This window comes from Lysobacter sp. CA199, from assembly GCF_052078715.1.
GTDB lineage: Bacteria > Pseudomonadota > Gammaproteobacteria > Xanthomonadales > Xanthomonadaceae > Lysobacter.
This window is the reverse complement of sequence record NZ_JBQJIL010000004.1, coordinates 213,344-236,861: the sequence shown is the minus strand read 5'-3', so window position 1 is coordinate 236,861 and position 23,518 is coordinate 213,344. Positions and strand designations below refer to the sequence as shown.

At 63.9% G+C, this 23,518-nt stretch carries 19 protein-coding genes and 1 tRNA gene; 7 read left to right on the top strand and 13 right to left on the bottom strand.

What is annotated here, in order from left to right; genetic code table 11:
• Positions 1 to 224 precede the first annotated feature (224 nt).
• The 6 genes from ACTOWJ_RS08400 to bioB form a co-directional block, all read right to left on the bottom strand.
• Positions 225 to 1,217 carry a multidrug resistance efflux transporter family protein gene (locus ACTOWJ_RS08400; protein WP_441334151.1) on the bottom strand — a complete coding sequence of 331 codons (993 nt, stop codon included), beginning with the start codon at positions 1,215 to 1,217 and terminating at the stop codon, positions 225 to 227.
• Positions 1,214 to 2,125 (bottom strand): malonyl-ACP O-methyltransferase BioC, encoded by a 912-nt coding sequence (bioC, locus tag ACTOWJ_RS08395; RefSeq protein WP_441334150.1) that lies wholly within the window; start codon positions 2,123 to 2,125, stop codon positions 1,214 to 1,216. The genes ACTOWJ_RS08400 and bioC overlap by 4 nt, the downstream gene beginning before the upstream one ends.
• A 137-nt stretch (positions 2,126 to 2,262) precedes the next feature.
• Positions 2,263 to 3,060 (bottom strand): pimeloyl-ACP methyl ester esterase BioH, encoded by a 798-nt coding sequence (bioH, locus tag ACTOWJ_RS08390; protein WP_441334149.1) that lies wholly within the window; start codon positions 3,058 to 3,060, stop codon positions 2,263 to 2,265.
• A gap of 213 nt (positions 3,061 to 3,273) precedes the next feature.
• The gene (locus ACTOWJ_RS08385; protein ID WP_441334148.1) at positions 3,274 to 3,720 is read right to left on the bottom strand and encodes an ACT domain-containing protein; all 447 of its coding nucleotides are present in this window, start codon (positions 3,718 to 3,720) and stop codon (positions 3,274 to 3,276) included.
• A complete protein-coding gene (bioF, locus tag ACTOWJ_RS08380; RefSeq protein ID WP_441334147.1) occupies positions 3,717 to 4,949 on the bottom strand; it encodes an 8-amino-7-oxononanoate synthase in 1,233 nt (410 codons plus the stop codon). Before bioF ends, ACTOWJ_RS08385 begins: the two co-directional genes overlap by 4 nt.
• 15 nt (positions 4,950 to 4,964) lie before the next feature.
• On the bottom strand, positions 4,965 to 6,005 hold the full coding sequence (gene bioB / locus ACTOWJ_RS08375) for a biotin synthase BioB (protein WP_441334364.1): 1,041 nt from the start codon (positions 6,003 to 6,005) through the stop codon (positions 4,965 to 4,967).
• 470 nt (positions 6,006 to 6,475) lie between these two features.
• On the opposite strand from bioB, the gene ACTOWJ_RS08370 reads away from it, so the two are divergent.
• Positions 6,476 to 7,396: a ComF family protein gene (locus tag ACTOWJ_RS08370; RefSeq protein WP_441334146.1), complete on the top strand. Its 921-nt coding sequence runs from the start codon at positions 6,476 to 6,478 to the stop codon at positions 7,394 to 7,396.
• Between the two features lie 667 nt (positions 7,397 to 8,063).
• Here the strand turns inward: ACTOWJ_RS08370 and ACTOWJ_RS08365 are convergent.
• From ACTOWJ_RS08365 to ubiA, 4 genes are all read right to left on the bottom strand, one after another.
• Positions 8,064 to 9,506 carry a short-chain fatty acid transporter gene (locus tag ACTOWJ_RS08365; protein ID WP_441334145.1) on the bottom strand — a complete coding sequence of 481 codons (1,443 nt, stop codon included), beginning with the start codon at positions 9,504 to 9,506 and terminating at the stop codon, positions 8,064 to 8,066.
• Between the two features lie 431 nt (positions 9,507 to 9,937).
• Positions 9,938 to 10,465, bottom strand: coding sequence for a Rid family hydrolase (locus ACTOWJ_RS08360; protein WP_441334144.1), 528 nt, complete (start codon positions 10,463 to 10,465; stop codon positions 9,938 to 9,940).
• 382 nt (positions 10,466 to 10,847) lie between these two features.
• Positions 10,848 to 12,899 carry a CshA/CshB family fibrillar adhesin-related protein gene (locus tag ACTOWJ_RS08355; RefSeq protein ID WP_441334143.1) on the bottom strand — a complete coding sequence of 684 codons (2,052 nt, stop codon included), beginning with the start codon at positions 12,897 to 12,899 and terminating at the stop codon, positions 10,848 to 10,850.
• A 135-nt stretch (positions 12,900 to 13,034) separates the two neighbouring features.
• A complete protein-coding gene (gene ubiA, locus ACTOWJ_RS08350; protein WP_441334142.1) occupies positions 13,035 to 13,946 on the bottom strand; it encodes a 4-hydroxybenzoate octaprenyltransferase in 912 nt (303 codons plus the stop codon).
• Between the two features lie 195 nt (positions 13,947 to 14,141).
• On the opposite strand from ubiA, the gene ACTOWJ_RS08345 reads away from it, so the two are divergent.
• From ACTOWJ_RS08345 to ACTOWJ_RS08320, 6 genes are all read left to right on the top strand, one after another.
• Positions 14,142 to 14,218: transfer RNA gene (locus ACTOWJ_RS08345), tRNA-Arg, on the top strand.
• Positions 14,219 to 14,723: 505 nt separating this feature from the next.
• Positions 14,724 to 16,541, top strand: a complete 1,818-nt coding sequence (locus ACTOWJ_RS08340; protein ID WP_441334141.1) for a type I restriction-modification system subunit M — start codon at positions 14,724 to 14,726, stop codon at positions 16,539 to 16,541.
• Positions 16,531 to 17,793 (top strand): hypothetical protein, encoded by a 1,263-nt coding sequence (locus ACTOWJ_RS08335; RefSeq protein WP_441334140.1) that lies wholly within the window; start codon positions 16,531 to 16,533, stop codon positions 17,791 to 17,793. Before ACTOWJ_RS08340 ends, ACTOWJ_RS08335 begins: the two co-directional genes overlap by 11 nt.
• Positions 17,790 to 18,512 (top strand): abortive infection family protein, encoded by a 723-nt coding sequence (locus ACTOWJ_RS08330; protein ID WP_441334139.1) that lies wholly within the window; start codon positions 17,790 to 17,792, stop codon positions 18,510 to 18,512. Before ACTOWJ_RS08335 ends, ACTOWJ_RS08330 begins: the two co-directional genes overlap by 4 nt.
• A 23-nt stretch (positions 18,513 to 18,535) precedes the next feature.
• Entirely contained in the window at positions 18,536 to 21,766 is a 3,231-nt protein-coding gene (locus ACTOWJ_RS08325) for a type I restriction endonuclease subunit R (RefSeq protein WP_441334138.1), read from the top strand.
• 76 nt (positions 21,767 to 21,842) lie between these two features.
• Positions 21,843 to 22,163, top strand: a complete 321-nt coding sequence (locus tag ACTOWJ_RS08320; RefSeq protein ID WP_441334137.1) for a DUF3658 domain-containing protein — start codon at positions 21,843 to 21,845, stop codon at positions 22,161 to 22,163.
• Positions 22,164 to 22,226: 63 nt separating this feature from the next.
• Here the strand turns inward: ACTOWJ_RS08320 and ACTOWJ_RS08315 are convergent, their stop codons facing one another.
• From ACTOWJ_RS08315 to ACTOWJ_RS08305, 3 genes are all read right to left on the bottom strand, one after another.
• Positions 22,227 to 22,568 carry a DUF3024 domain-containing protein gene (locus ACTOWJ_RS08315; protein WP_441334136.1) on the bottom strand — a complete coding sequence of 114 codons (342 nt, stop codon included), beginning with the start codon at positions 22,566 to 22,568 and terminating at the stop codon, positions 22,227 to 22,229.
• Between the two features lie 45 nt (positions 22,569 to 22,613).
• Complete coding sequence (locus ACTOWJ_RS08310; RefSeq protein WP_441334135.1) at positions 22,614 to 22,901, bottom strand: hypothetical protein; 288 nt, start codon at positions 22,899 to 22,901, stop codon at positions 22,614 to 22,616.
• A 117-nt stretch (positions 22,902 to 23,018) separates the two neighbouring features.
• Complete coding sequence (locus tag ACTOWJ_RS08305) at positions 23,019 to 23,438, bottom strand: H-NS histone family protein (protein WP_441334134.1); 420 nt, start codon at positions 23,436 to 23,438, stop codon at positions 23,019 to 23,021.
• Positions 23,439 to 23,518 lie beyond the last annotated feature (80 nt).

Here is a 23,518-nt window from a genome sequence, read left to right as displayed (position 1 = left end):
GCGCCGCGCGAACCTTTGGTTCGCAAGCGCGGCTCGAGCGTACGAGCCCATCCGATTGGCGATCCGGCCCACAGGCATAGCCTGCGGGCGTTCAGCGCCGCGCGAACCTTTGGTTCGCAAGCGCGGCTCGAGCGTACGAGCCCATCCGATTGGCGATCCGGCCCACAGGCATAGCCTGCGGGCGTTCAGCGCCGCGCGAACCTTTGGTTCGCAAGCGCGGCGCTTCACCCACCGCGATCGCTGCGCAATTCCTTCACCCTGCGATCGTTGCCGGCCGCCGCGCGCGCGGCAACCACGCTGAAAGCGACGATGCCCAACATGACCACGCAGGCCCCGGCCAGCGCGCGGCCCTGCGGCCAGGCTTCGCCCAGCCACAGCGCTCCGATCAGGGTCGCGAACAGAATCTCCGCGGCCTGCATCGCCTCGGCCGCGGCCAGCGCGGTGGGATCGTTGCGGACCATGCCGGTGGCCTGGAAGAACAGCACCGTCGCGATCACCCCCGCGCCCAAGGCCACGCCCGCGGCCAGACCGACCTGTCCAGCCGGCGGCAGGCCCGAGTCGACCCCGGCGTACACCGCGACCGCCCACCACATCGGCTGGCTGGCCAGGGTCATGCCGAACACCCGCTGGGTGGCGTTGAGCTCGATCCCGGTCGTCTCCAGATGCAGCAGCAATCCGCGATTGCCCAGCGGATAGGCGACCGCGCCGATCGCCACGCAGACCAGGGCGATCCAGCCGGCGCGATCGAGCCGTCCGCCGCCGTGGCCCAGTTGCAGCAACAGCACCCCGGCCACGATCAAACCCCCGGTCGCCAGCGCCAGCAGCGGAATCCTGGCGCGCGCGTCGCGGTACAGAAACGGTGCGCACAGCATCCCGGCGATCACGGTGAGCTGGAAGGTACCGGCGATCAGCCACGACGGCCCGCTGGCCGCCGCGTAGCTCAGACAGACGTAGAACAGCACGAAGCCGATCCCGCTCCACAGCAGCCACGGCCCGGGATGGGCGCGGATCGCCCGCCACACCGGGCGCATGCCGCCGAGAAACGGCATCGCCACCACCAGCATCGGCAGAGTGAACAGATAACGCAGCGACGCGGTCCAGGCCCAGTGGCCGCCGGCGTTGGCGGCGGCGCGGTTGAGTACGTAGGTGCAGGTGAAGAACAAGGCCGAGGCCAACGCGATCAGCACCGCCCACAGAGCGTGGCGGCGCGCGCTCACGGCCGCTGCCTGATCCGGATGCTCGAAGCCGGCACCTGCACTTCATCCACACCGCCGACCCGGATCGGCGTGCCCGGTTCCGGACCCCAGGCGTGGGCGTAGATCACTTCCCAGGTCGCCGGCAATTGCCCGTTGCCGTCGCGCAGCGCTTGGTAGGCTTCGGCGGCGCGGGCGAAGCGGGCGCGGCCGGTCAGGCTGCGCCGGCGCGTGACCATCGCATTGGTCGCGCCGAGCGTGCGCAACTCGCGCATCAGATGGCCCAGGTCCGGATGGCTCAGGGTGAACTCGTCGCGATCGAGCACCGGATTCTTGAAGCCGGCCGCGATCAAGGCATCGCCGAACTGCGCGATCGACGGAAACAGGCTCACGTGCGGCGCGGCGTCGGCCTGGGCGAAGGCGCCGCGCAGTTCGAACAAGGTGTCCGGGCCGAAGGTGGAGACCAGCAGCAGACCGCCCGGCTTGAGCACCCGGCGGAAGCCGGCGAACACCGCCGGCAGGTCTTCCACCCATTGCAGGCACAGATTCGAAAACAGCACGTCGACGCTGGCGTCGCGCAGCGGCAGCGCGCGCGCGTCGGCGCAGATCGCATCGGGCCGGCGCGCGCCGCCGAGCAGACGCGGACGCCAGCCGCCTTCGCCGAAATGGCCGCGCGCTTCGCGCAGCATCGGCAGGGCCAGATCCAGCGCGATCACCTGCGCCCGCGGCCAGCGTTTCTGCATCGCCGCGCTCAGATGGCCGGGGCCGCAGCCAATGTCGACCACCACCTCGGGCGCGCGGTCGTCGAGGAAATCCAGGGTTTCCGACAGGCGCGCGCCGACTTCGCGCTGCAGCGCGGCGGCGTTGTCGTAGCCGTGCGCGGCGCGCGAGAAGGAGCGGCGAACCTGGCGGTGGTCGAACAGATCGGTCATGGACTTCGGGCTTGCCTGTTTCAATGTAGAGGGTTCACCAGCACCGCGTGCCGGCGCGGCGGATGTCCGCGCGCGCCTGACGGGTCGGCTTGGAAAGCATCGGCTTCAACGTCGCGCCCGATGCCGATTCCGCCGGTTCATGCCGCCACCGATGCGGCTTGCGTCGCATCGACGAACGCCTCGATGGTCTGCGCGACTTCGTCGGCCGCGCCGAGAAACGGCGCGTGGCCGGCGTGGGCGATGACCACGCTGCGGCCGCGCGGCGCCAGCGCCGCTGCGGCCGGCATCGCGCCGGCAGGCACCAGACGGTCGCGGCGGCCGGAGATCCACAGGCTGGGCATCTGCAGGTTCGGCAACTCATCGCGCACGTCGAGCGCGTCGAGCAAGGCCAGCCCTTCGTACAGCGCGCGTTCGGCCGGTTCGCCGCGCTCGAAGGCCTGTTGCTTGAGATGCCGCAGCTCTTCCTGCGCGCTCGGCGAACCCAGCGCTTCCAGGGCCAGAAAGCCTTCCAGGGTGCCGCGGAAATCGCGTTCGAGCGCGCTGCCGAAGTTGCGGAACAGATCGGGCGAGACGCCGTGCGACCAGTCTTCGCCGAGCACGAAACGCGGCGAGGACGCAATCATGATCAAACCGCGCACGCGCTGAGGATGGTCCAGGCCGGCGCGCAACGCGACCTGCCCGCCCAGCGACCAACCCAGCCAGTAGGCATCGGGAATCCGTTCGACCAGTTGCGTCGCGAGCGCGCCGGGATCGAGCGCGCTGGCGTCTTCGCGCGCGTAGCCATGGCCGGGCAGATCGATCAGATGCAGCGTGTAGTGCGCCGACAGACGCTCGACCAGCGGCGCGAACAAGCCGCCATGCATGGCCCAGCCGTGGATCAAGACGATGGCCGGACGACCGCTGTCGACAGGTGCGCCGGTGGTTTGGATGTACATGGGGGAAGACGGTCCGTACTTCGTTTGTTTCGTGATTCGTTGGCTGACGAGGGGTTCGCGTCAGAGGTCGGGCTTTTGGCTTTTGGCTTTTGGCTGTTGCCCTTGCTCGTCATCCCCGCGAAGGCGGGGATCCAGAGACTTCAGAACGTTGTCGCGATGAAGCCCTGGATCCCCGCCTTCGCGGGGATGACGGCAGGCGAGTGATGCTGCGACTCATGCTTCATCGCGCAACGAATGCAACGCCGCCATCGCCTCATCCCGCCGATCCGCCGGCACCAATAGATGATCGTGATAGAAACCGGCCAGCACGTTGCAGGAAATGCCCTGCCCGGTCAGCGCACGCGATACCGCCGCGGTCAACCCGACCGCCTGCAAGGCCGAGTGCACGCGCAGGCTCAGCCACGCGGCGATGAAGTCGTAAGTCACGCCGTGCGCGTCGGCGTCTTCGCGGCGCAGCACGCAGGTCAGGCCTTCGTCTTCGACCACCGTCGCCAGGGCGAGGTCGCGCAGCAGCGAGCGTGCGTCGGTCGTGGTGGCATATACGTATTCGCCTTCGCGCACGTCGACTTGCAGGCCGGCCAGCATCTGCGCCAAATCGGTTTGCGCGATCGATGCAGCCGCCGGACTCGCGTCCGGCGTCGAAGACTGCGCCGCGCTCATCGCGCCACGGAGGCCGGCGCGTCGGCGCCGTTGTCGTTGCGCTCGATCGCCACGCGTTCGGCAGCGCGCGCCAGCGCTTCGATCAAGCCGTCGACTTGTTCGCGGGTGTGCAGCGCGGAGAACGTCACGCGCAAGCGCGCGCGGCCTTCGGGCACGGTGGGCGGACGGATCGCGGCGACCCAGTAGCCTTGTTGTTCGAGCGCCTGCGCCATCGCCAGCGCGCGCCGATCGTCGCCGCACATCACCGGCTGGATCGGGGTGCCCGAATGCAGCAGTTCCAAGCCGAGCTTGCCGGCGCGCTCGCGGAAATGCGCGGTCAGCTCGGCGAGCTTCTCGCGCCGCCAATGATCGTTGCGCGCCAGCTTGATCGCCGCGCGCGTGGCCGCGGCCTGGGCCGGCGGCAAGGCGGTGGTGTACAGATGGCTGCGCGCGGTTTCGGCCAGATGGCCGATCAGATCGGCATCGCCGTGCAAGGCCGCGCCGTAACTGCCGAGCGCCTTGCCGAAGGTCGCCAGCTGCAGCGGCACCTCTTGGGTCGACAAACGCGCCGCGGCGACCGTGCCGCGACCGTCGGGACCGGTGACGCCGACGCCGTGCGCGTCGTCGACGTAGAGCACGGCTTTTTGCGCGCGCGCCACCAGAGCCAGATCGCGCAGCGGCGCGATATCGCCGTCCATGCTGAAAACGCCGTCGGTGGCCAACATCGCCAAACCGTCGGGCACGTTGCGCAGCTGCCGGATGGCGCCTTCCGGATCGGCATGCGGATAGCGGCGCAGACGGCAACCGGCCAGACGCGCGGCGTCGATCAGGCTGGCGTGATTGAGACGGTCCTGCACGCAGACATCGTCTTCCTCCAACAGCCCTTGCACCGCGGCAATGTTGGCCAGAAAGCCGCTGCCGAACAGCAACGCGCGCGGCGAACCCAACCAGTCGGCGAGTTCGCGTTCCAGCGCTTCATGCTGGGCGTGATGGCCGCAGACCAGATGCGAGGCCAATCCGCCGGTGCCTTCGCGCGACGCCGCATCCTGGAACGCATTGGTCACCGCGAAATGCTGCGACAGCCCCAGATAGTCGTTGCCGCAGAAGTTGACCAGCGATCGCCCCTCGACCTCGCAGCGCGCGCCATCGCGGTGAGTGACCACGCGATGGGTGCGGCTGCGCGCGTTCGCCACGCGTTGGGCCTGAGCTGTTTGAATCCGTTCGCGCCAAAGGGTTCGCTGGCTGCTCATCGCGGTACTCCGCCGCTAGGCGGCGCAGGTGTGGGCGGACTGTTCGGAATGTTCCTCAATACTCGCATGGACCGTGCCAGCGGTCTCCACGATTTGCATGGGTTTGAGGCCCAGGCGCGCAAACAGGGCCATATCGCGCTCGGTGTCCGGATTGCCGGTGGTCAGCAGTTTTTCGCCGTAGAAGATCGAATTGGCGCCGGCCAGGAAGCACAGCGCCTGCAGTTCGTCGCTCATCGCCTCGCGTCCGGCCGACAGACGGACCATCGACCTGGGCATCATCAACCGCGCAACTGCGATGGTGCGCACAAATTCGAACGGGTCGAGTTCGGCCGTGCCGGCCAGCGGCGTGCCTTCGACCTGCACCAGCCGGTTGATCGGCACCGAATCGGGATGCGCCGGCAGATTGGCCAGAGTCTGCAGCAGGCCGGCGCGCTGTCCGCGCGACTCGCCCATGCCGACGATGCCGCCGCAGCAGGTCTTCATGCCGACATCGCGCACGTGCTCCAGCGTGTCCAGGCGGTCCTGAAACTCGCGGGTGTGGATGATCTCGTTATAGAACTCCGGTGCGGTGTCCAGGTTGTGGTTGTAGTAGTCCAGGCCGGCCGCCTTGAGCGACTTGGCCTGATCGCCCGACAACATGCCCAGGGTCGCGCAGGTTTCCAGGCCCAGTGCCTTCACCTCGCGGATCATCGCCGCGACCTTCGGGATATCGCGGTCCTTGGGCGAGCGCCAGGCCGCGCCCATGCAGAAACGCGAAGCGCCCGCGGCCTTGGCCTGCTTGGCTTTCTCGATCACCGCCTCGGTGCTCATCAGCTTGGTCGCGTCCACGCCGGTGTGATAGCGCGCGGCCTGCGGGCAATAGCTGCAGTCCTCCGGGCAACCGCCGGTCTTGACCGACAGCAGGGTGCTGACCTGGACTTCGCTGGGGTCGAAGTTCTCCCGGTGCACGCTGGCGGCGCGGTGCAGCAATTCGGGGAACGACAGATCGAACAGCGCGCGGACTTCGGCGCGGGACCAGTCGTGGCGCAGCTCGGGGGAAGACGGGGATGAGGACATAGGCACCGGGGCTGGCTCCAGCGGGGACTGCACTGACGGCGGGCAAAGGGGGACCGGCCACCGGGCGGCCGGAGCCGGCAGTCTGGGAAGCGGGCGAAGCGCTGTCAACCGATCTCAACTCATTCGAGTTGACAGCTTTGGGCCGACGCGTAGGCCGGGTGCCGCGCCAACCGACGGCGTGCCGCGCCTGATGCGACAACGCGTGCTCTCGAGTGCTCTTGTGGGAGGGCCTTCAGGCCCGGCGCCTTTCGATCCGGTGCGTAGGGCCTTCACCTCGACGCCTTTCGACCCGATCTGCATATCGCAGCCACCGTCTTACCCGTAGTCGCAAGAACCGCTCCACTCGATCCGACCCATCGCGCCATCGCCGCGCCGTCGCTGACCATGACCGGCCCTGCGCGGACTTTCCCGACACCCAGCCCGGCCTTGCCCCGACAGCCCCGGATCGCGGGGCCGGCCAAGCTGTACGGATGACTTGCGCGACCTTCGCCCCCACTGCGCCACGCCACGACGGATTCTGGCGCCGGCTGGGCTGGTCGCTGTGGCCGCCGCGTTGCCTGATCTGTGGCGAAACCGGTGCCAACGGCCGCGATCTGTGCGCGATCTGCACCGCGGCCTGGCCCTGGATGGGGCCGGCCTGCCTGCGCTGCGCATTGCCGTTGCCCGACCCGTGCGGCGCATCGGCCACCCCGGGCCCGAACCCGGCCGGCGACGCCCTGCCCACCCGCGCGATCTGCGGTCGTTGCCTGCGCCGTCCGCTGCTGCTGACCGAAGTCCATGCCGCCTGCGCTTATCGCGCGCCGCTCGACCGCTTGCTGCCACGGTTCAAATTCCATCGCGATCTCGCCGCAGGCCGCCTGCTTGCGGCGATGTTGTGTGAACGCTTGGCCGTTCCGCTGCACGACGGGTGGGAGCATCACCGCGCATCGCCGCCGTTGAACGCCCATCCGCGGGCCTCGCCGCCACCGGCGGACCCGCTCGCCCACGCCGGTCACAGGCGGCCAACGCCTTGCGCATCGACCGACGCGACGATGCCCTCGCCGCCGGTACTGATTCCGATTCCCTTGCACCGCACGCGTCTGCGCGAACGCGGCTACGACCAGGCGCTGGAGATCGCCCGGCCGTTGGCGCGCGAACTGCGCCTGCCGCTGTTGAGCCAGGGGCTGATCCGCCGGCGCGACACGCCCGCGCAATCGCGCCTGGACGCGGCCCACCGCCGACGCAATCTGCAGGGCGCCTTCGCTTGGCGCGAGACCGTGCCGGTGCCGGCCTACGTGGTGCTGGTCGACGACGTCATGACCACCGGCGCGACCTTGCAGGCCGCGGCTAGGACGCTGCGCCGCGCCGGCGTGCAACGGGTGGATGCGTGGGTGTGTGCGCGGGTGCTTTGAATCGATCGCGGACCGCGCGCCGCCCACGCGAAGCGCGAACACGAAAACGGCGGCCGATGGCCGCCGTCCGCGTCGATTCCTGACTGTCCGGGCGGAGCTTGCGCTACCCGCCCCGCCCGATGGCGGAGTCCCTTCCGCCACGCGCGCCATCCCGGGCGCATCCCCGATTCCGACCGCCCGCCGTCCCTGGCGGTGGTGTCCCTACGCGTCGCCTCCTGGCGCGCCGATCGAATCGGGCGGGGGTGTGCTGACCGGCATCCCTGCCGAATCGGTTCGGACCTTCATCGCGTGCGCCGTGCCGACGAGGACGCGTGTCGCGCGCGAAGTTCCCTGGTCCGTTTCCGATGTCCTGATAGTTCTCCCGAATTCCTTTCCCCAACTGCGTTCGAAGTCCGTTTACAACGCCGGAATTCCCTTCCCTGTCGCGTGCAGCCATTGTCTCCGACACAGGTCGCACAGGCTGAGAAGTGCCCGCGCGGCGGCCAGGAAAACGGCGGTTCCATCGAGTGTGGAGGCGGAGCGCAACCTCCTTGTCGCGCTCCCGCCGCAGCAGCCCATGTGCGGCGTCTCCACACGCATAGAATCGCGCCGTATGCGGTCTGGGTCAGTCGGGCATCGGCGCGAGCGGGGGTAGGATTTTTCCGCTTGCGCGGCACGGCGAATCCGCCTAGGGCATGACCGGCGGGTGATAGCTCAAGGTCAGCCCAAGCAGCCACAGCAGGCCCAGCACCAGCGGGATGTGCACCAGCAACTGGATGAAGGTGAAGCCGACGATGTCGCGCGCCTTCAGACCCAGCACGCCCAGCAGCGGCAGCATCCAGAACGGGTTGATCAGGTTCGGCAGCGCCTCGGCGGCGTTGTAGACCTGCACCGCCCAGCCCAGGTGCACCTGCAGGTCGTTCGCCGCCTGCATCACATAGGGCGCCTCGATGATCCACTTGCCGCCGCCGGACGGCACGAAGAAACCGAGCACGGCCGAGTACACGCCCATCACCAAGGTGAAGGTCTCGGTGCTGGCGATATGGACGAATACCGTCGACAGATGATGCGCCAGGGTCTGGCCGTCGCTGCCCTTGGCCGCGGTCAGCAGACTGGCGATACCGCCGTACAACGGAAACTGGATCAGCACGCCGGTGGTGCTGGGCACCGCGCGCGCGACCGCGTTGAGGAAACTGCGCGGACGCCAGTGCAGCACCAGGCCGGCGGTCAGGAACAGGAAGTTGTAGGTGTTGAGACTGGCGATCGCGCTCACCCAGGGCTTATGCGCGAACTCGTAGCCCAGCCAGCCCAGGCTGAGCAGGGCCAGTGCGATCGTGATCAAGGGACTGTATTCCAGCCACTCGCCCGGACGCGTGCGCGGCGGCAGCGAGGCGGCGAGCTTTTCGTCCGAAGCCAGTTGCTCGGCGCCCTCGAAATCGCGCGCGCGCCGCACCGACGCGCCGCGCGGCGCGGTGACGAAGCAGATCAGCAGCGACACCGCGATCAGCGCCGCGGTCAGCGCGATCGACTGCCACAGGAAGATGGTTTCGCTGAAGGGAATCACCCCGGTGATCGCCAACAGCGCCGGCGGCATGCTGGCCGGATTGGCCTGCAACTGCGCGGCCGAGGAGCTCAGCCCCATCGCCCACACCGCGCCCAGCCCGAGATAGGCCGCCGCGCCGGCGGCGCGGTAGTCCATGTCCAGATCCTCGCGCCGCGCCAGCGCGCGCACCAGCAGGCCGCCGAACACCAGCGAGAAGCCCCAGCTCAGCAGCGAGGCCAGCATGCTGATCAGGCCGACGTAGCAGATCGCGCCGCGGCCGCTGCGCGGCACCCGCGCAAGCGCGTCGATCACCCGCGCCACCGCCGGCGCGGTGGCGACGACGTAACCGCCGATGACCACGAAGGCCATCTGCATGGTGAAGGGAATCAGACTCCAGTAGCCGTCGCCGAACGCGCTCGCCGTCGCCGTGGGCGTGCTGCCGAACGCCAGCGCGGCCAACGCGACGATGACCACGCCCAGCGCCGCGAACACGTACGCGTCGGGAAACCAGCGTTCGGCCCAGGCGGCGCTGCGCAGGGCGAAACGCGCGAGCGGGCCGTCGACGGGAGCGGAGGCGGCTGAAGTCATGGCGGGATTCCTGCGACGGGGCTTGGCGATTGTCCAAGCGTGGGCGGGGTAGGCCACTTGGACATTAGTCGCAGGTTGGGTGGGAAAGCGAGGCGGGTCTGCCGACGGACTCGGCGAGGAAACCGCAAAGAACCGGCTCGGCAGGCACCGGATGACGGGCTGCGACGGCGATTGGTATTGATGCCAGAGGCGGACTTCAGGACGGGCAAACCGGTTGGACGAACGTCAAGCGGCAGTTTCGCGGGCGCGGTGCATCGGCTTCGGGTGTCGCGGCTTGCGCCGCTCCTACACGGGGCGGATGCGGGTGCGCAGGGGAATTGGGACGATTGGTTTGCGGCGCGGCTGGGCCGCGCATCTGCCCGGGCTGCGTCGGATCATCCGTGCCTGAACGGCACGGGCGCTTCGACTTGAAACCGCGGCGTCGCCGCCGATCACGGCTGCTTGGGCGCCGCGATCTCGGCCTTGGGCCGACGCCCCGAACCGATCACCGCCTCGGCGCGCAGCTCGAAGCTGGTTTCCTTCGTAAACAAGCCGGTCGTCGCCACCGCGGTCCACGCCGGGTAATGGTTCTTGAAGAACTCGCGATGCACCTTCAGCACCGGCTTGATGCGGTCGCGGAACTCGGCCTGATCGCGCGCGACGTGGAAACTCTGCAACTCGATCACGTCCTCCAGCTCCGCGCCGGCGCTGCGCAGATGCGCCTGCAGCTCGCGGAACACCCAACGCGCCTTGGCCTCGTCGTCGGCGCCCTCCATCGCCGGAATCCCCGACACGATGACCCGATCGCCGATCCGCACGACCGGCGAGTAATGCAGATCGTGATACGACCTCTCCCACCCCGGCGGCGCGTAATGCTCGCGGGTCGGCGCGGCGGCGGTCTGGGCGGACACGCCGGTGGCGGCGAACCACGACGCCAGCAGCATCGGCAAGGCGGTCGAACGCGAAGCGGAAATGCGCATGGCAGGCTCACTGAGGGCGGAGTGCCCATTGCACGCCAGCAGCGGCCGCGAGTCATTGCCCGCGATCGCTGTTTCGCACAATGCCCGGAGCCGGACCTGAAGGCCCTCCCACAAAAAACCCGCGGCCACGCGGGCTGCTCAGCGAAGCAACGAGAGTCTTTTGTGGGAGGGGCTTTCACCCCGACTCCCGTAGCGACGATCGCCCGACGCAGGCAGTGTTCGGATCCGCATGACTCAGAGTCGGGCCCAAAGACCCTCCCAGAAAAACCCTGCGGCCACGCGCGCTGCTCAGCGAAACAACGAGCTCTTTTGTGGGAGGGGCTTTCAGCCCCGACTCCCGTAGCGACGATGGCTGGAAGCAACATGCCGCGCTGCCGACGACTCAGTAGTCCCCAGGATTCTCGCTATATCGCACCGGCACGGTGATCGTCGCGGTACCGTCCGCCAGCAGGTCGACGGTCAGATTCACCGCGCTGCCGCCGGCCGCGCCGCCGGAACCGGCGCTGCAGGTCGAGCCGGGGCTGGCGGTGCAGCTCCACGGACCGGTCAGGGTCACGCCGGCCGGCAAAGGATCGGACACTTGTGCGCCGACCACCGGGTCGGGGCCGTTGTTGCGCACGCTGATCAGGTAGTTGCGAACCGTACCCGGTGTGTAGCTGGGCTGGCCGCCGTCGTCCTTGCTGATCTGCAGGCTGCTCAAGTTGGCGCGGTTGCGGATGGTGCAGGTCAGATCGTTGCCCGGATTGAGGGTCAGGCTCCAATCGACCGGGCCGCTGCCGGTGGCCGCGCCGGGCGTCGGCACGGCGCCGCCGCTGCCGGGATTGGCGGTACAGGCCAGCGATTTCTGATAACGCGCGAACGCGGTGGTACCGGCGCTGAGCGCATCGCGCAGGGTGTAGGCCACGCCCGAATTGGCCGCGATCGCGCCGGTGGTGGCGCCCGTCGCGGCGCCGCTGGTGGCGGCGCTGCCGAGCACGCTGGTGCCCTGCAACAGGCTGACGGTGAACTGGTCGGCGGCGGCCGCGCGCGCATCGACCTGCTTGATCACGGTCAGGCGCGCATTGGCCAGGGTCAGCAGATGGTCCTCGACCTCGCCGTCGTTGGCCGTGCCGGTCGGGCTGGCGATCTGCGCCGCATTGCTGGCGATGCGCAGGCGCAGGTAGCTCTGCCCCGGTTGCACCGCGGCGGGCACGGTCCAGTTGAGCGCGACCGTGGTGGTACCGGTGCAGGTCGGACTGTTGCCGGACTGCTCGCCGGCGTCGTTGAAATCGCCGTCGCGATTGAAATCGATCCAGCCGCGCACGGTGCCCGGCCCAGTGCAGGCGACCGCCGACGAGGCGTAGGTCTGGCCGGGCAGCGCGACCACCGTGCCCAACGGCGCGGCGAAGGCGTCTTCGTCGTCCGGCGTGCCGACCAGGTCGTCGCCGTCGGCATTGGTCGAATACGGCGCGTTGGGCTCCGAATCCAGCGCGCTGCCCAGGCGGGTGCTCGGCGGCACCAGACTGGCGAGCGTGAAGGCGTTCGAGTTGATGTCGGTGCTGGTGCCCGGCGTCAGCGTGCCGCCGCTCCAGGTGAACTGCGACAGATGCACCGGGTCACCGTAACTGGCCGGCGCGTCGCCGCGCTCGGTGGATTCGACGATGAACACGCCCAAGGCCACCGCCGAACCGCCGCCGCCGCGGAACTGCACCTGCGCGCTGGTCGCGTTCTCCATGAAGGCCACACCCATCGGCCCGCTGGCGCAGTTGGTCGAGGCGCCGAAACGCAAGGTGCTCGAGCCGGCGTTGTTGGTCAGCGTGGTCGGCGTGCCGGTGGTGCAGCCTGGGGTCCGGTAGCGATCGATGAGGCGCCAGGTGGTGGTCAGCCCGCCGTTGGTGCTGGGGATCGTCGCCTGCAGGTACTCCACCCCGGCCGACTGCTCGGCATCGGCGACGACCAGGCCGTCGAGTTGATACGCGGGCGGATTGGGCTGGCCCGGCGTGCCGATGGTTGCGGTACATGCGAAGTTGAAGTCCACCGTGGTCGCGTCGACGCGATTGCGCAGACCGATGTCCATGGAATTGGCGGTGCCGGTACCGCCGATGTTGTACAGATCGTCCAGGCCGTCGCCGCTCCACACGCCCGGGCGGTAGATGCGCAACGACGGCGCGACACCGCCGCTGATGTTGCTCAGTGCGCAGGTCACCCGCAGCTCCTGGCCGGACACGTTGAACACGTTGGTGACCGAGGTGCCGCCCTGCGGAATGTTGTTGGGCTGGGTGCCCCAGTCGAACCACAGGATGTTGGGACGGAACCGGCCCGCACCGCCGGTGGCGAACTGCGCCTGGGCCGGCTGCGGCAGCAACGCCGCCGTCCCGGCCAGAACCATCAATGCGAGCGAAGCGAGGCCGGCGAGACGACGGCGCGGAGCGGACGAAGCGGCGATAACTGACATTGCGGATTCCGGGTCGGGAAGACTTCGCTCCCGCGCGACTACGCCCCACGCCCGGTGGCGCTCATCTCAAACGCGCTGAAAGCGTGCCAAATCCTATCCGAACTTGTGCGTAGGCCGGCTTCACACGGCCGCCACTCAAGCGGTCGCGACGCGCGCGCGCAGCAGCAGATCCAGCGCCAGACCGGCGAAAATCGTCAGCCCCACCCAGTGGTTGTGCAAGAACGCCCGGAAGCACGGCTCGCGTTCGCGATGGCGCGCGATCACGAATTCGTAGACCACCAAGGCCGCGGCCACCGCGAGCCCGGCGTAGTACCACAGGCCCAGCGAAGCGCGCGCGCCGACCAGGCACAAGGTCGCGAACATCAACGCATACAGCACGCCGATCGCGACCAGATCCAGCTCGCCGAACAAGATCGCGGTGGACTTGGACCCCATCTTCAGATCGTCCTCGCGATCGACCATGGCGTACCAAGTGTCGTACGCCGTCGACCACAGGATGTTGGCCGCATACAACAGCCAGCCCAGCGCCGGTACCTCGCCGCGCACCGCCGCGAACGCCATCGGGATGCCCCAACCGAAGGCCATGCCCAGGTACACCTGCGGCAGATAGGTATAGCGCTTGAGATAGGGATAGCTCGCCGCGAGCACCACGCCGACGAAGCTCATCAGCACGGTCAAACGGTTCAAGGTCAACACCAGGCCGAACGCGACCAGCATCAACACGGCGAACACGGCCAGCGCCTCGCGCCCGCGCAACTCGCCGGTCGCCAGCGGACGGCGCTGGGTGCGTTCGACGTGCGGATCGAGCCAACGATCGGCGTAATCGTTGATGACGCACCCGGCCGCCCGAGTCAGCCAGACCCCGGCGCTGAACACGAACCAGGTCCACAACGGCGGCACGCCTTCGGCCGCGATCCACAGCCCCCACCAGGTCGGCCAAAGCAGCAACAGCCAGCCGATCGGCCGATCGCCGCGGGTGAGCTTCCAATACAAGGACAACCGCCGCCGCCAATCCGGCGCGGGCACGGGGGAATGAACGCGTTCCATAGGCGCATAGAGTACCTTGCGGACCCGGCCGCGCCCCGCCCCGGCCACCGTCGCGCCTTGCCCCGCCTGGCTTTTCGCCGTCGCCCCGCCCCTAACCCGGCGCCTCACCGCCCCCCGTGCACCCGCAGAGTCACCCAAACCGCCGGTTTCCGTTAGAATGCACGGCCGCACGACACCCTCGTGCGCACCGACAACGCGCCTGTAGCTCAGCCGGATAGAGTAGTGGCTTCCGAAGCCATTGGTCGGGGGTTCGAATCCCTCCAGGCGCGCCAAACTTTCCCTTCCAACTTTTTCTACGCCTCGTCGCAACGACGAAAAAGGCCTTATTTCCCAGGCTTTTGGCGTTTTCCATTGGTCGGCGAGTTATCCACAGAGGCGCTGTTTGGCGATTTTTTCGCCTCTCTCCGGGCCGTTTTCTCCGGACCTGTGGTCGGCCGACCATTGGACGCCCTTATAAAACAGCCACTTACAAGGGGCGGTTTTTTTGACGTTTTGACCCCCAAGGCGACATCAAACCGTGGCGTGCTCGTCTGATAGTAAGGCCCCAAGCCACAGCGTACTGTGCAGCACCTTTCCGCCGCACGGGAAAATGGCGATAGAAATAGTGTTGTTCCTGCCGTGGATGTCGTTCCAACATCGACAACAATTGGGGCGGCACTTACTCTTCTAGCACGTTCCCATGGGGCAGTTGCGGCTCAAAAAAATCAGTGCTCACTGCCTAGGCTAGGTGAGCGACGTCGGCTGCTCCCCCTGCACTCAAGTCATTAGGAATACGTTGTGTCGTCAAACGAACAAAAGATCGAGCGTTTCCTGTCCGTGCTGGAATCTCTTAACGGAACCGCAGGCAACCAGCGGCTCCGAGAAGAGCTGGGTTGGCAGGACACTACATACCAGCGCATCAAGCAGCAGTTGATCGAAGAAGGCCGTATCCGTTCAGGACGGGGACGAGGTGGTTCGGTCGCATTGACAACTGCCGTGTCGGCTGAGACGCCCGAGGAGACCGTGCCATCCAAGCCTGTACAGTCAGACATCGCACCTCCCGTCCCCAGTCGTGAGCTCGGCCCAGAACTCGATTATGCGGACAAACTCTGGAAAGCCGCCGACAAACTACGCGGCAATATGGAGCCTAGTGACTACAAGCATGTCGCCCTCGGCTTGATCTTTCTTAAGTACATCTCTGATGCCTTCGAAGCGCGCTATGCCGAATTGCTGACTGAAGGCACACAGGCTGCCGAGGACAAGGACGAGTATCTTGCAGATAACATCTTCTGGGTACCCAAAGAAGCCCGTTGGTCGTATCTGAAGGCCAATGCCAAACGACCCGGAATCGGAACGTTCATCGATGATGCCATGCGGGCCATTGAAAAAGACAACGACTCACTCAAAGGCGTACTGCCTAAGGACTACGCGCGTCCTGCGCTCAACAAGGTGATGCTCGGGGAGTTGATCGACCTAATCTCTGGCATCGCGCTGGCCGAAGGCGGCAGCAGGTCCAGAGATGTACTAGGTCGAGTCTATGAATACTTCCTGGGTCAATTTGCAGGTAGCGAAGGCAAGCGCGGTGGTGAGTTTTACACGCCGCGGTCCGTGGTGCAGGTGCTTGTCAAAATACTCGAGCCCTATCAAGGCCGAATCTACGACCCTTGTTGTGGCTCCGGCGGCATGTTCGTGCAGAGCGACAAATTTATACGCGAACACGGAGGCCGAATAGGAGATATCGCGATCTACGGCCAGGAAAGTAACTACACCACCTGGCGGCTGGCCAAGATGAACTTGGCCGTGCGGGGCATCGACGCCGACATCCGTTGGAACAACGAAGGTAGTTTCCACAAGGACGATCTGCGCGACCTCAAGGCCGATTTCATCCTCGCCAACCCCCCATTCAACATTTCCGACTGGGGCGGCGAACGCCTACGCGAGGACGCGCGTTGGGCCTTTGGCACTCCGCCGATTGGCAATGCCAACTATGCGTGGTTGCAACATATAATCCATCACCTCAGTCCTCATGGCTTCGCGGGAGTAGTGCTAGCTAACGGCTCGATGAGTTCGACGCAGAGCGGCGAAGGTGATATTCGCGAGGCGATGATCGAGGCGAGCGTGGTGGATTGCATGGTGGCACTGCCCGGACAGTTGTTCTATTCCACGCAGATTCCTGCTTGCTTGTGGATCCTGGCGAAAGACCGTAGTAACGGACTTGTGAAGAAGACAAAACTGCGCGATCGGCGCGGCGAGGTTCTATTCATCGATGCGCGCAAGATGGGAGTGTTAGTGGATCGCACGCGCCGCGAACTCACCGATGAAGAGATCTGCCGGATCGCTGATACCTATCACGTATGGCGGGGTGAAGCGGACGCTGTCGAGTACAAAGACGAGCCCGGCTTCTGCAAAGCAGTCGCCGTTGACGACATCCGCAGGCACGGATACGTCCTCACGCCAGGGCGTTATGTTGGCGCGGAAGCGCAGCCTGACGACGACGAGACTTTCGAAAAGAAGATGCGCCGCTTGGTCGCGCAACTCAGCGAACAGATGACGCGTGGTACGCGACTTGATGCCCTCATCAAAGAGAAGTTGGAGGCCCTGAACTATGGCGTCTGAACCATATGCACCGACGCTAGGGGAGGTTGTCAGCCTCGTACGTGGAACGACCTATAAGAGCGCGCTTCTCGGGCATCCGGGGCCCATACTTCTCGGCCTGGGAAGCATTCAGCGCAATGGCGGCTTCCGCGACAACTCACTAAAGACCTACGGCGGTGAGTCGAAGCCTAGTCAGCTTCTGGTTAAAGGCGACTTGTACGTTTCACTCAAGGACGTCACACAATCAGCAGATCTACTCGGAGCTGTTGCGAGAGTACCAGATTCAATATCTTCGGGACGCCTGACACAGGATACAGTGAAGCTCGATTTTGGTGAGAACACGTATCCTCGAAGACTTCTTTACTGGTCTCTAAGAACATCGCAGTATCGCGCTTATTGCCGGGGCCATGCGACAGGAACAACTAATCTGGGTCTAGCACGCGAAGATTTCCTCGCATATCGACTACCTGCACCGACGAGCAGAGCACTTTCGCTAGTTGAGACGCTGGAAGCCATCGACAACCGAATCGACAATCTGCGCCAAACAAACTCCACATTGGAAGCATTCGCGACAGCTCTGTTCAAGTCGAGGTTCGTGGATTTCGACGGTACGTTACCGCAAAAAATGCAGGAATCCGAACTAGGCTTGATACCGATGGGATGGAGCGTGGCAACGCTGGAAGAGCACATAGATGCGGAGCGCGGCCTTAGCTACAAGGGGGCGGGCCTAGCCGATCCCGACGAAGGCATTCCCATGCACAATCTGAATTCGATTCTAGAGTTCGGCGGCTACAAATACGCTGGAATAAAGTACTACCGTGGCGACCATCGAGAGCGGCACTTGGTCATTCCCGGTGACATCATCGTTGCCAATACCGAGCAAGGTCACGAGCACAGACTTATTGGATTTCCGGCAATAATACCTAAGCGATACGCTAGTGGTCTCTACTCCCATCACTTGTATCGAGTGCGCCTGAAAGTCGGAAGTCCAATTACTCGCGAGTGGCTATACCACTGCCTCAAGACCCCCTCTATGCGTGAGCAGATTATCAGCTGTGCCAATGGGAGCACCGTGAACATGCTCAAGGCTGCTGGCTTGCAGATCCCACGCTTTGCGCTTCCGCCTAATGACTTGTGCGAAGAGTTTGATGCTTTTGCCGAGCCGCTAAGGTTGAAAGTGGAATCCAACGTCGAACAGATGGAAACACTCGCGATACTGCGCGATACGCTTTTGCCATGCCTCGTGCCAAAACAACTTCGGATCGACCAATGAACTTGGACTGGTGCCCCGGTATCCGTGAAGCTTGTACGTATTGGCGCGACGCGCCAATGCTACAACAGACTTTCGATGCCCTGGACCGCACCTTGGCGCAAGACAACGATGCGTGCATTGATTGCGCAAAATCGATTGTTGAGGTTTTCTGCCGCATGATCGTTGATGAGCTCGATTCGCGCACACACCCAGTCAAACCGAAAGCCGCAGCGCCGGATTTTGGTGAATGGGTTGCCGCGGCGGTGCGCGTACTCAAGCTTGGTGAGAATCAGAACGGGAAATTTCTCAAACTCGTATCGCAGCATCATAAGTTAACAACAGCTTTAGGCGACCTGCGAAATGAATCAGGCCCGATCAGTCACGGACGCGACGGATTCCTTGCCAAACTATCCGTACATCATCGGCGCTCAGCAATCTTGTCAGCTGATGCCCTCGTGACGTTTCTGCACCAAGCTTACCTTGACGCACAGCGCGACCCGGTCAATTCACGCGAGCCGTGGGAGCGGTTCGAGGCACTCAATGAATTAATCGATAGGAATATCGGCTTGACGTTAGTTGCAGACGATGATGGCAATCCTGAGTTCCGAATAATTTTGCCGGGCTATGATTACCTTTCACTAAGCATTCCCGTCAGCCGCTTACTTTATCAGCTAGACCGAGACGCCTACATCGAGGCATTGAACGCTGCACGCAGCGTCCCCGCTTCATCGACTGACTAAGACGACAAGCAAGGAGAAGCCTGATGGTCTTTCTGTCAGAGGCCCGACTCGAAGCCGCCGTGCTGAGTCAGCTTGCGGGGCTGGGGTACGCATGCATGTCGGACGATCTCATCGGCCCGGACGGAAAGCAGGCGGAGCGAGATGCCTATGATGAAGTGGTGCTCAAGTCGCGCCTGGCTCAGGCAGTGGCCCATCTAAATCCCAAGTTGCCGCCCGAGGCGCAGGCCGACGCGATACGCCGCCTGACGCAATCGGAATCGCCCCATTTGCTCGAAGAGAACCGCCGTATTCATCGTCTGCTGACCGAGGGTGCAGATGTGGAGTACTACGCCGAGGACGGCACGCTCACCGCAGGCAAGGTACGGATAATCGACTTCGACACGCCATCGCGGAACGATTGGCTAGCCGTGCATCAGTTCACGGTAGTAGCGGGGCAAGTAAGGCGCCGACCTGATGTGGTGGTGTTCGTCAACGGCCTGCCGCTGGCGGTGATTGAGCTTAAGGCGCCGGGTGACGAGAGCGCGACACTAGTCAGGGCCTTCAACCAACTACAAACCTACAAGCAACAGATTCCGTTGCTATTCCGCAGCAACGCATTACTCGTTACATCGGATGGCTTGTCTGCACGGATCGGTTCGCTATCAGCTGACATTGAACGCTTCATGCCCTGGCGCACCACCAATGGCCAGCACATCGAATCCAAGGGCACCCCGGAACTGGCGACGCTGATCGAAGGGGTATTTGAGCAGGGGCGCTTGCTGGACTTGCTGCGTCATTTCACGGTGTTCGGCGAAAGCACTAGCGGGCTGATTAAGATTATTGCCGGCTACCACCAGTTCCATGCGGTAAAGAAGGCAGTGACGTCAACGTTACGGGCAAGTCGGAAAATCTGGTCCGTAGAAGATGCAGCCGAACATCACCTTTTGAACGACGCGATTCAGCCGTCCGGCGACCGCAAAGCCGGCGTTATCTGGCACACGCAAGGTTCTGGCAAGAGCTTACTGATGGCCTTTTATGCCGGCCTGCTGGTTGCCGAACCACGCATGCACAACCCAACTCTAGTGGTGCTCACCGATCGTAACGACTTGGACGAGCAGCTCTTCGCCACATTCGCGATGTTTAAGGATCTAATCCGCCAAACGCCCGTGCAGGCCGTTGGACGGGAACATCTGCGCTCGCTGCTGAATCGTGCCTCCGGCGGCGTGATCTTTACTACACTACAAAAGTTTGCGCCACAGTCTGGCGAAGCCAATCTCCCAATGTTGACAGATCGTGCCAACGTGGTGGTTATTGCCGACGAGGCGCACCGCAGCCAATACGGCTTCAAGGCCAGAGTAGGCAGTAAGACCGGCGAGATCGCCTACGGTTTTGCCAAGTATCTACGCGATGCGCTCCCCGATGCATCTTTCATTGGCTTTACGGGTACGCCGATCGAGGCGACAGACGTCAACACACCGTCGGTGTTTGGGCACTATATCGACATCTACGACATCAGTCGGGCGGTGGAAGATGGCGCTACGGTGGCGATCTACTACGAGTCTCGAATGGCACGTATCGAGCTAGACGAGGACGAGAAGCCTCACATCGACGCCGAGATCGAGGCATTGCTGGAGAGCGAAGACGAACCCAGTGCCGAACGCACCAAGCAGAAATGGAGCACGGTCGAAACGCTGGTTGGCAGCCCGAAGCGCTTAGCATTGATTGCGGCCGACCTGGTTCAGCACTTCGATGATCGTGTAGCAGCGCTCGACGGTAAGGCAATGGTGGTGTGCATGAGCCGACGAATCTGCGTGGCATTTTACGAAGAGCTTATCAAGCTGCGTCCAGAATGGCACAGCGACGACGACAATACCGGCAAAGTCAAAGTTGTAATGACGGGTTCGGCTTCGGACCCGATCGGATGGCAGCGACACATTGGAAATAAGGCGCGCCGTGACCTACTGGCTAAACGCGCGCGCGATCCTAAGGATTCGCTAAGGCTGGTGATCGTGCGCGACATGTGGCTGACCGGCTTCGACGCGCCCTGCATGCACACTATGTATATTGACAAGCCACTGCGGGGGCACGGCCTGATGCAAGCCATCGCGCGGGTGAACCGAGTCTTCCGCGACAAGCCGGCGGGGCTGATAGTCGATTACATCGGTATCGCACTGAACTTGAAGTCCGCGCTGGCCCAATACTCCAAGCCCGACCAGGATAAAACCGGCATCGATGGAGCGGTGGCAGTGTCTGTCATGCTGGAGAAGTACGAAATCGTGCGCGACATGTTCCACGGTTTCGACTATCACTGCGCGCTGGATGGAACTCCAGGTGAGCGACTAGCAATGATGGCGCGAGGCATTGAATGGATTCTGACTAAACAGCAGCAATGGGCTTCTGTGGAGAGTATTCCAGAAGCGAAACGGCGCGCGAATCGCCGCTTTAACGACGCTGTATTGGCGCTCACCAAGGCTTTCGCGCTCGCTTCTAGTTCAGATGAAGCAATGACTATTCGTGAAGAAGTAGGTTTTTTCCAGGCGATTCGCTTCGCTTTGGCTAAGACCTCCGCCAGCGTGGGCATGCCCCGTCAGGAGCGCGAGCTGGCCATCCAGCAGATCGTCGGCCGCGCCATCGTCTCCACCGAGATCGTCGATATCCTGAAAGCGGCGGGCATTCAGACACCTGACATTTCCATCCTGTCGGACGAGTTCCTTGCGGAAGTCCAGCATATGGATAAGAAAAATCTGGCGCTTGAAGCCTTGCGCAAACTACTCAACGAAAGCATTCGCTCCCGTACGCGGACCAATGTAGTCGAGACGCGAGTCTTCTCCGAGCGGCTGGAGAATGCCATTGCGCGTTATCACGCCAATGCTATTTCGACCGCCGAAGTGTTGCAGGAACTTATCAAACTCGCCAGGGACATCAGAGCTGCGCGCAGTCGCGGTGAAGAGCAAGGCCTTTCTGAAGACGAAGTCGCCTTCTACGATGCGCTGGCCGAGAATGGATCGGCCGTGCAGGTTCTGGGAGATGAGAAACTACGCGTGATCGCCCACGAGTTGCTGGCCAGCCTACGCGAGAATGTTTCAGTCGACTGGGCCCACCGTGAATCAGCCAGAGCGAGGCTGCGCGTACTCGTCAAACGCATCCTGCGTAAGTATGGCTATCCCCCAGATCTGCAGGACGAAGCCGTACAGACGGTGCTGCAGCAGGCAGAGGCGTTATCAGCGAGTTGGACCCTCTCGGAATCGCCGAGGGCTTTCATAACCACCTCTTAGTAATGCGCTATTGATCAAGCCAAAGCCGCTTCGCGGCTCCGCGCAATTCAGACGTTACGCCTCACAAGGGAGCGTCATGACAACTTCAGAATACGAGCCTCGTGATCCTCCACTCGACGAAGATGCCCTAAAGCTCGTTGCGGCACTTCGGCCAGAGCAGATACAAGCAATCGACGCGGCTCTAATGCATGTCTCAGATCATAGTTGGCACAAGGTTGCATTCGTTGTCGGCACCACGATGGGTAACTTCACCGGCCGGCCCGCTGGTATTCCGGACGTCTTCTACGCTCAACGGATTATCGCTCTGGTGACTCAGGGCAGGCTCGAGGCTCAGGGGGACCTCTCTCGCATGCGCTACAGCGAGGTGCGCCTTGCGCAGCAGGTCGATGAGGCCTAGCAGTTTCGTAAGGAAGCGCGACAGCCGACGGAGTTTTCTTGTGAGTTCTCACAGATCACTGCGTCAGCCCCAGAAGCAACAAAAGGGGTCTCGCCAGACCTCATCCACCAGCTCCGGCAGGCTTTCGGCTTCCGGCAGCGCGCCGTACCCTTGCCACTTACCGCTGGCCCGTAGCCAAAAAAGCTGCCAGACCTCGCGCGTCCGAACGTACCGGAACTTGGCGATCGGGATCTCGATGATCTCGTCGGGGTCGTCGTAAGCGGGCCTCGCGGAGTAGACCTCTATGATCTGGCCCCCTATGCGGTAAAGGACTTCCCCGCCTGACTTCACATGAGGGCTATCGCGAGGCTTCAGAAGCTTCGTAATAGCGTTCTCGGCCCGCCTTCGTTCGATGTCGTTGAGCATACGCTAGCTTAGCTGCGCCAGTCTGGAGCGGCGACAGGGCCGGGCCTACCAACTAGCCAGCTCCGCGGCGATCAAGCGCCCCTGGCGGTCGAGCCATCGTGCGACCCAGCCCGACGCTGCGGCCACGGTGCGAAACGGCCGGTCGATGTGCGCCGCGCGCGCTTGGTGCCGCCGAATGATGGCGAGGCATCCATTGTCCTGATCGCCGATCGTGGCGAGCCAAACGTCTGGATTGATATCGGCGACGGCAACCATGTGCCGCGCGGTCACGGGGCCTTGTGCTTCCCAGTGAAAGCCGCTCGGCAGCGGCTGTAGCGTGCTCTGCGTGTCCATGTGGCTAGCTTGCGCTACGCCAGTCGCGCCAGCCGAGATTCGATCAGGACCCTGCCGAATAGCCGCTCCTGGCGCATCGCCGAAACCGCTTCGCGGCTCGGCTTGACGGACACTACATCAACCCTGCTTGATGACTCTTTTCATGCCTATAGAGTTGTTCTTGCGCGCGGTCGGCTTTGCTAAACCGGGTATCAGGAAGTCCGTGGCGCTCCGGCCGTACTTCGTCTTCTTGGCCAGCCACCGCGGCATGCTCCCACGGCCCGACCAAGTGTTGCGCGGGTTCTCTGGGTCGCGGTACTTGGCAGCAATCTTGCTCGCCTTTCGCCGCGAGGCACGCTTCTTGCCGGTGATGTCAGCTACCGGCTGGTCCCCGTAGAGCTCCTTGATCGTGTAACCGCATTGAGCGGCGAGCGCGACCACTTTTCGCCGCACTAGGGCCACAGAGCGACGGGCGGATAGAAAACGCCTTCGCCGCTCCGCGGCGATAAGGAGGGAATTCAATTCCGACAGGCTCAGCTTGTCGACGTAAAATTTCATGTTGCAAGACCCATGCCTGTCAAAAAATTGTAATGCTTGAGACGGCACTTCTCGCGAAGGCCGCGCTTAAAATCTTCGCA